This is a genomic window from Streptomyces sp. NPDC058662 (assembly GCF_042716255.1).
Classification (GTDB): Bacteria; Actinomycetota; Actinomycetes; order Streptomycetales; family Streptomycetaceae; genus Streptomyces.
The window spans coordinates 23820-30508 of sequence record NZ_JBHXRU010000078.1 but is presented as its reverse complement, the minus strand read 5'-3'; the positions used below and the strand labels follow the sequence as shown (position 1 = coordinate 30508).

The 6689-nt window shown below is 75.9% G+C and carries 8 protein-coding genes; 3 read left to right on the top strand and 5 right to left on the bottom strand.

Features of this window, described 5'->3' with window-relative positions; all coding sequences use genetic code 11:
* Positions 1-557 precede the first annotated feature (557 nt).
* Complete coding sequence (locus tag ACFWUQ_RS23640; protein WP_384541326.1) at positions 558-920, bottom strand: STAS domain-containing protein; 363 nt, start codon at positions 918-920, stop codon at positions 558-560.
* Positions 921-929: 9 nt separating this feature from the next.
* Here ACFWUQ_RS23640 and ACFWUQ_RS23635 point away from each other — a divergent pair, with 9 nt between their 5' ends.
* Entirely contained in the window at positions 930-1118 is a 189-nt protein-coding gene (locus ACFWUQ_RS23635) for a hypothetical protein (protein ID WP_384541324.1), read from the top strand.
* Positions 1119-1329: 211 nt separating this feature from the next.
* Here the strand turns inward: ACFWUQ_RS23635 and ACFWUQ_RS23630 are convergent, their stop codons facing one another.
* A complete protein-coding gene (locus ACFWUQ_RS23630; RefSeq protein WP_384541321.1) occupies positions 1330-2544 on the bottom strand; it encodes a PP2C family protein-serine/threonine phosphatase in 1215 nt (404 codons plus the stop codon).
* A 152-nt stretch (positions 2545-2696) separates the two neighbouring features.
* On the opposite strand from ACFWUQ_RS23630, the gene ACFWUQ_RS23625 reads away from it, so the two are divergent.
* Positions 2697-3155, top strand: coding sequence for a MarR family winged helix-turn-helix transcriptional regulator (locus ACFWUQ_RS23625; RefSeq protein WP_384541318.1), 459 nt, complete (start codon positions 2697-2699; stop codon positions 3153-3155).
* A gap of 264 nt (positions 3156-3419) precedes the next feature.
* Positions 3420-3671, top strand: coding sequence for a type II toxin-antitoxin system RelE/ParE family toxin (locus ACFWUQ_RS23620; RefSeq protein WP_384541315.1), 252 nt, complete (start codon positions 3420-3422; stop codon positions 3669-3671).
* A 133-nt stretch (positions 3672-3804) separates the two neighbouring features.
* On the opposite strand, the gene ACFWUQ_RS23615 is transcribed toward ACFWUQ_RS23620, so the two are convergent.
* The 3 genes from ACFWUQ_RS23615 to ACFWUQ_RS23605 all read right to left on the bottom strand — a co-directional run bounded on the left by ACFWUQ_RS23615 (position 3805) and on the right by ACFWUQ_RS23605 (position 6684).
* A complete protein-coding gene (locus tag ACFWUQ_RS23615) occupies positions 3805-4020 on the bottom strand; it encodes a hypothetical protein (protein ID WP_384541313.1) in 216 nt (71 codons plus the stop codon).
* A gap of 200 nt (positions 4021-4220) precedes the next feature.
* On the bottom strand, positions 4221-5540 hold the full coding sequence (locus tag ACFWUQ_RS23610; protein WP_384541310.1) for a hypothetical protein: 1320 nt from the start codon (positions 5538-5540) through the stop codon (positions 4221-4223).
* Between the two features lie 184 nt (positions 5541-5724).
* Positions 5725-6684, bottom strand: coding sequence for a helix-turn-helix transcriptional regulator (locus ACFWUQ_RS23605; protein ID WP_384541307.1), 960 nt, complete (start codon positions 6682-6684; stop codon positions 5725-5727).
* Between the last annotated feature and the right edge of the window lie 5 nt (positions 6685-6689).

The window sequence follows — 6689 nt, the reverse complement described above, 5'->3', positions numbered from 1 at the left end:
GCTTCCGGGCGCGGGACGCGGGACGCGGCGCGGCTTCCTGGCGCAGGACGCGGGACGCGGCGCGGCTTCCGGGCGCGGGACGCGGGACGCGGCGCGGCTTCCGGGCGCGGGACGCGGGACGCGGCGCGGCTTCCGGGCGCGGGACGCGGCGCGGGTGGCCGCCGGCGTTCGCGGGGCGTGCGGGATCAGGGGAACGGCCTGCGGCGACGCGTACGGGGCGCCGGGGGCGGGTGCGGCGAGGTCGGTCGGCACGGGCGCCGCGGGCGCTGCCCGGCCCTGCACGCGCGCGGTGCGCACGGGCCTCGGGGGCCGTCGGGTGACTTCGCGCGGCGGATGAACCTACGCTGGATATGGCGGCCGGCCCGGTGAGCGGCCCCGGCCGCCACCTGTGGGCACCTGCGCCTCCCTCCCCCTCCGCGCAGGTGCCCCCCCCTGGTCCGGACGGCGGGGGCCGTGCGCGGGCCCGCGCGGCGGCGGGGCCGCTGCACGAGCCGGGGCCGGAGGGCCGCTGAGCCGCCGGGAGGGCGGGTGAGGGCGGATCCGGGGAGGCGGGACCCCTACCGCCGCTGCGGCGGGAGCTCGACCACTGTGGCCTCGGCCACACTGACGGCATGGGCGAAGGCCCGGTTCGCTCCGGTCATCTCCAGGAGGCGGGCCAACCGGTGCGGCACCTCCCCCGCCAGCACCACATGCCGGTCCAGCGCGGGCTGCAGCATGATGCTGAGCGCCGTCGAGTCCACGAAGGTCACCCCCGAGACATCGAGCACGAAGCGTGCGACGCCGGGAACCTCCGGATCCATCGCCGTCCGCAGCTCCTCCACCGTGTCCATGTCGAACTCGCCGGCCATGACGACGATGCGCACGTCGCCGTCCGACCTCATCTCGACATAGTTGCGCGCGCTGGCGTTCTGCGTGTCCATGTTCCCCTCTTGCTTCCTCTGTGGCGTAGGACGGTCCGCGTCGACTCACCGCTCGGGGTGGAGTACGGCGCGGAGATCCAGCTGCTGGTGTCCGACGCCGGCTCCTGCGGGGCGTGGATGACGCTGGTGGCGAAGGCCGGCCCGGAGTCCTGGGCCGGGCGTTCGCACGGTCGGGGGCCGGGGCGCGCGGGCGCGTGATCGCCGGCCGGGGCCGGCAAGGAGCCGGGAGAGCTCTCCACGCGTCACTTTCCCTTCTCGCCGGACGTGCGCGCACTCGACGTACGCCGCTCGTCAGGGATGAGCTTAGCGATCATTTGCCGCTGGGCAATATTCAAAGTAGTCAATCATCCCTCGGCCGGTGCCGTCGTCGGTGCCCGCAAGCCCCGACGACGGCCCGCCACGGCTGCTGCTAGGACCCGCCCGCGCCCGTCCCCGCCCCGGTCCCGGCCCCGGTCTCCGCACTTTCGCGACCGCGCCAGTCCAGGCAGACGACCATGGCGTCGTCCGAGGCCTTGATCTCACCCCGGTGCTGGGCCAGCGCCCTCAGTACCGCCTGAGGCACCTGCGAGGGCGGCAGCAGGCGGGTTTCCATGAACACGCGGGTCAACGCGCGCAGGCCGTACCGCTCGCCGCTGGGCGAGACGACGTCGTAGACCCCGTCGCTCACGAAGAACAGCCGGTCGCCGGGAAGCATCCGGAACCGCTGCGAGGTGTAGACGGTGTCCTCGAACATGCCCAGCGGGAGCTGGGCCTCCAGCTCGACCTCCTCCACCACGCCGCGGCGGAGCCTCCAGATCCGGGGCGAACCGGCGTCGACGACCTCCACCTCCCCCGTGCGCAGGCAGAAGCGGAGCAGCAGCATCGCCAGGTACTGCCGGCCGCGGTGCTGGCCGTAGAGGGCCTGGTCCGCGAGGGCGGCCTGGTCGGCGAGCGCCAGTCCGGCCCGGCGCGCGTTGCGCAGGGCGCTCACGGCGAGGTGCGTGAGCAGCGCGGCGTCGATCCCCTCGCCCATGCCGTTGTTGACGGTCAGGACCAGGTCGTCGGCGGACGCCGACCAGTCGAAGCTGTCGCCGAAGATGGCGTAGGCGGGTTCCAGATGGCCGCCGAGGTCGTACTCGGGGCGTGAGCAGGAGCGCCCGGGCAGCAGCTGCCACTGCATCTCCGCGGCCAGGGTGAGACGGGTGGCCCGCCGCGCGCACAGGAAGAGGTCCGTGTCACGCTCGGCCACGGTCAACTCGTGGCCGAGCGCGTCGGCCGTCTCCTGGAGGTCCCCGAGCAGGTGCGAACCGTAGACGTCCGCCGGAAACACCGCGCTCAGGACCCCCAGCCGGTCACCGCGCACGCTCACCGGCAGGTGCACCGCCACCTCGTCCCCCTGGGCGGCCACGTGCGCCTCCTGCGCCCCGAAGGCGCGGCCGGGGGCACTGCCGTGCACCGGAACCGGTCCGGCGGCGTCTGCCGTGCCCGGGCTGACGGGCTGGAGCCGCGCCAGGGCGTAGTCCGCCATCAGCAGCTCGACGGAGGTCGCTCCGTGCCGCCCGGACAGGACCTCCCGAACCTTCTCGACGAGCTCGTGCGGCGCGGAGGCGCGCAGAATGCGCTCCACTCCCTCGGTTGGTGCCACGGGCTTCGGTCCTGCCTCTCTCAGAGCTGCCAAGATGGGGCGGCGAGTCCGCGGACTCGCTGGACCGGGGCAGCGTATTCGTCAGGTGGGAGTGTCACATGAGTAGCGGTCCGAACCGACCCCCGCTCCACCCCGCGTCCGGTGCGGCAGGGATGAGCGACCTGATCGAGCTGCTGGAGGTGGTCTGGGAACGCGGCCGGGACACGGTCAGCGCGCCGCCGGTCTCGTCCGCCCAGGCGCGGGTCCTCTTCCTCATAGAGAGCAACACCGGCCTCAATCTGCGCGAGCTGGGGCGACTCCTCGGAGCGGCTCCGCCGTCCGTCACCCGGCTGTGCGACCGCCTGGAGGCCGTCGGCTTCCTCGAACGGCATGCCAGACCCGAGGACCGGCGCGAGACCCAGGTGACGCTGACGCCCGTCGGCCGGGCCTACCTGGGTCAGCTGCGCGAGCGCAGGGAGCAGGCCCTGACGGAGGCGATGGCCGCCATGCCCGCGTCCTCCCGGGCCGCGCTGGCGATCGGCCTGGCCGACTTCCGGGCCGCGGTCACCCGCCCGCTGCGGTTGCCGCCGCCCGTCGAGGGGCTGGAGTCCCGTACCGCCCGGACCGCCTGAGCGATATGCCCGTACCGCCTGAGCGGTACTGAGCGGTCCCGCCGGCGGCCGCGGACGCCGCCCAACCCGTACGGCGGCCGGTCGGACGTGGTGTTCGTCCCCTCCCGCCCAGGCGCGGACGCCCGCTCCTTGACGCGGCCCCGGGTCCCGGCGTACGGGTCATGGCGGCGGGCAGGCGCTGGACGGGGCGCGCGACCCCGCGCGCGGAACCCACCCGCGCAGCAGGCGGGGGCGGCCGGTACCGGCTCGGAGGGAGTACGACCCATGGGTTACCGCATCGTGTGGGACGAGGCCGCGGTCTCCCGGGCGGCACGGCACCTGGCGGACGACCCGGACGGCCTGCGGCAGCTGCTGCACGCCGTGGACCTCCTGGCCGGCCAGCCGCGCCCTCCGGGAGCCGCGGCCTACGGCGCGGGGCTGCGGCGGATCCACGTCGGCCGCTACCGGGTCGTGTACGAGATCACGTCCGGGGCTCCCCCGGCCGTCGTGATCACACACGTGGGCCGCCTGGAATGACGGCGCCGGTACGTACGCCGGCGGCCGCCGGGGCGCGCGAAGGCCCGCGGGGCCGCCGGGGCGCGCGAAGGGCCGGCGCGGCCCCGGGGCGCGAAGGGCCGGCGCGGCCCCGGGGCGCGAAGGGCCGGCGGGGTCAGTTGCCGAGGCCGCCGGTGAGCACGCCCGTGAGGCCGCCCTCCGAGACGACGTCGCCCGCGAGCTCTCCGTCGGCGAGGTGGTCGGTCGGCAGGCCGGTATCGAGGTTCTCGATCGCGGGCAGGCCGCCCTGCGGGCCGTCAGCGGCCTGGACCGCGCCCGTGACGGACAGGGCCGCGCCGGCGAGGGTGACGGTGGCGAGTACACGCTTCATGGTGTTCATGCTGTGTGAACGCCGGCGGCCGGCATGGGTCACGTACGCGTACGGGCGGGCTCCGCACGTCCCCGCCCTGAGCGCCGCGGTCCCCCGGCTGGGGCTCGCGGGTCCGCTGTGCCGGCCGAACCCGCGGACCCTGGGCCGTCCGCCCAGGGTCTTCGTATCGGGGGGACGCCCGGGGGGACGCCCCCTCCCGCTCACGGGGCTGCGGCCTCCGCCTCGTGGGGTGGGACCGGCGCGAGGCCGGGCGCCGGGTCGGACGGTGTGTCCAGCGGACTCGGCACGGTGTCGGGCAGGACGAGGACCGGCAGCTCGGGCTCGGGATCCGGCTGGTCCGAGCGGTAGAGCAGGGCCAGCACCGACAGGGCGGCGACCAGGCCGGCCGCGAGCATCGCGGCGCCGCCTGCCCAGGGCACGAGGGCGCCTCCCGCACCACCCGCGAGGTCGGCCTCCAGCACCGTCGCGAGCGCGTGGACCAGCACGAGCCCGATCCCGGTCACCGTCGCGGCCGTCCACACCCAGGCGCGCTCCCGCCCCAGCACCAGCGCGGCGAGGGTCAGGCACACGCCCGCCAGCCCCAGCAGCACCCAGGCCGACAGGCCGCCGTCGTCGAGGAGACGGGCAGGGTGGCGGGGCAGGTACAGGAGCCCCGACACGGCCAGGACCGCCGCCACCGGCCATCGCAGCACCCGCCCGGCGGCGCCGCGCGACGCGTCCGGCTCCGACGCCTGCGCGGCCTTCGCCGCCTTCGCCGCCTTCCGCGTCGGGCGGTCGGCGCGGGGGGCGCGAGGGGCGCGCTTGCGCGCGGGGCGCGGGCGGGCGGCTCGGCGTTCCGGCTCGGGCCGGTGGCCGCGGCGTGGCACCGGCTCCGGCTCGGGGTCGACCTGGGGCCGGTCCTGCGCTTCGTCCTCCTGGGCCAGGAGGACGGCGAGGGAGATGACGTCCTCGATGGGGCGGCTCACCGCGGCGGCCCGCAGGGCCTGGTCCGCCGCGTCGGGGACCTGCCCGGACCGCCGCAGGAGGGTCACCAGGTCGGCCACCTCCTCCACGGACCGGCGGGTCACCGCCGTTTCCAGCAGCATGCGCAGACTGGCGCCGCCCTCCGCGGCACGCGACACCTCGTTCAGGTCCGCGACCTCCTCCGCCGGCCGCGGGGAGGCGCCGGATGCGGAGGACGGCGTGGCCGGTGCGGGCCGCGGGGCTGCGGAGTCCTGGAGCGGCGCCGACTCGGCGTCCGCCCGGACGGGGTCGGTCGCGAGGGCGGGGTCGATCGCGGGGGCGGTGGCGGGGTCGGTGGCGGCCGCGGGGTCGGTCTCCGACCGGAGGTCGGTCTCGGCCCCCGGCTCGGGCTCGACCTCGGACTCGGGCTCGGGCTCGACCTCGGACCTGGGCTCGGCCTCGGACCGCATCCCGGCCTCGGCCCCGATCTCTACGTCGAGCCGGATCCCGGCCTCGCCCGAGCGGTAGGCGTCGGCGTCGCGGTCGGCGTCGGCGCCGGGTATGGCGTCATCACTCATGGATAGCTCCGTCCGAATGCACCGCCGTGCCCGGCCGCGCTCGCCCGGCTCGCGGGGTCGCTCCGTCGCGGCACGCGGAGAGATGTTCACTCTTCGTCACCATGCAACACATCGAGCGACCCCACCATGTGGAGCAAGCAAACGAGTGCGCGGGGGCGCCCGCGACGCCCGTGCGGACCGGGGGTCAGCCTGTGGCGCGCAACAAGCGCTGGGCCGTGTCGCGGAGGTGCCGGACGACCTGGGGGTCGGCATCGAGGGTGTAGTCGGTGCCCAGGGTCGCGAGGGTCTGCGCGACACGGGTCAGGGAGTCGTCCGAGGCGTCGACGAGGCACGTGCCCTCGCCCATGGGGCGGACGCGGCCGGCCAGGCCCCGGGTCCGGGCGCGGACGTGGTCGGCGCAGGCCTGGACGGTGGCGACGGCGCGGTATCGGGTGGGCGCGGTCGAGAGTCGGTGGGCGACGAAGGCGGCGGGGTCGCCGCCGGGTACGGGACGGGCCATGCCGCGCCGGCCGGTCGCGGCGACGGCGGATATGCGGTCGAGGCGGAAGACGCGCCAGTCGTCCCTGGCGACGTCGTGGGCGAGGAGGTACCACAGGCTGCCCGAGGCGACCAGGTGGCAGGGCTCGACGCGGCGGGCCGCGGGCGGTCCGTTCCGGACGGTGTAGTCGAATGTCACGGTCTCGTGGTCCCGGCAGGCGACGGCGAGGGCGGCGAGGAGGGCGGGATCGGTACGTGGCCCGCGGTCCTCCCAGGTGATGCCCGCGACGGCTCTTTGGAGCGCGGTGACCCGGCCGCGCAACCGGCGGGGAAGGACCTGTTCGAGTTTGGCCAGGGCCCGCAGGGCGGTCTCCTCGATGCCGGTGAGACCGCCCGCGGCGGTGCGCAGCGCGACGGCGACGGCGACGGCCTCGTCGTCCTCCAGAAGGAGCGGCGGCAGGTCCGTGCCGGAGGCCAGACGGTAGCCGCCGCCGTGGCCGCGGGCGCTGTCGACCGGGTAGCCCAGTTCGCGCAGCCGGTCGATGTCGCGGCGTACGGTGCGCACCGTCACCCCGAGCCGGTCGGCCAGGTCGAGGCCCGGCCACTCCCGCCGGGTCTGCAGAAGGGACAGCAGCCGCAGGGTCCGGGCGGTCGTATCGGTGGCCATGAATT

Bases quoted from the DNA above. Each gene is read 5' to 3' on its own strand.
- ACFWUQ_RS23640 (WP_384541326.1), bottom strand. From the start codon at position 920: ATGGACACGCAGAACGCCAGCGCGCGCAACTATGTCGAGATGAGGTCG.
- ACFWUQ_RS23625 (WP_384541318.1), top strand. From the start codon at position 2,697: ATGAGCGACCTGATCGAGCTGCTGGAGGTGGTCTGGGAACGCGGCCGG.
- ACFWUQ_RS23620 (WP_384541315.1), top strand. From the start codon at position 3,420: ATGGGTTACCGCATCGTGTGGGACGAGGCCGCGGTCTCCCGGGCGGCA.
- ACFWUQ_RS23615 (WP_384541313.1), bottom strand. From the start codon at position 4,020: ATGAAGCGTGTACTCGCCACCGTCACCCTCGCCGGCGCGGCCCTGTCC.
- ACFWUQ_RS23610 (WP_384541310.1), bottom strand. From the start codon at position 5,540: ATGAGTGATGACGCCATACCCGGCGCCGACGCCGACCGCGACGCCGAC.
- ACFWUQ_RS23605 (WP_384541307.1), bottom strand. From the start codon at position 6,684: ATGGCCACCGATACGACCGCCCGGACCCTGCGGCTGCTGTCCCTTCTG.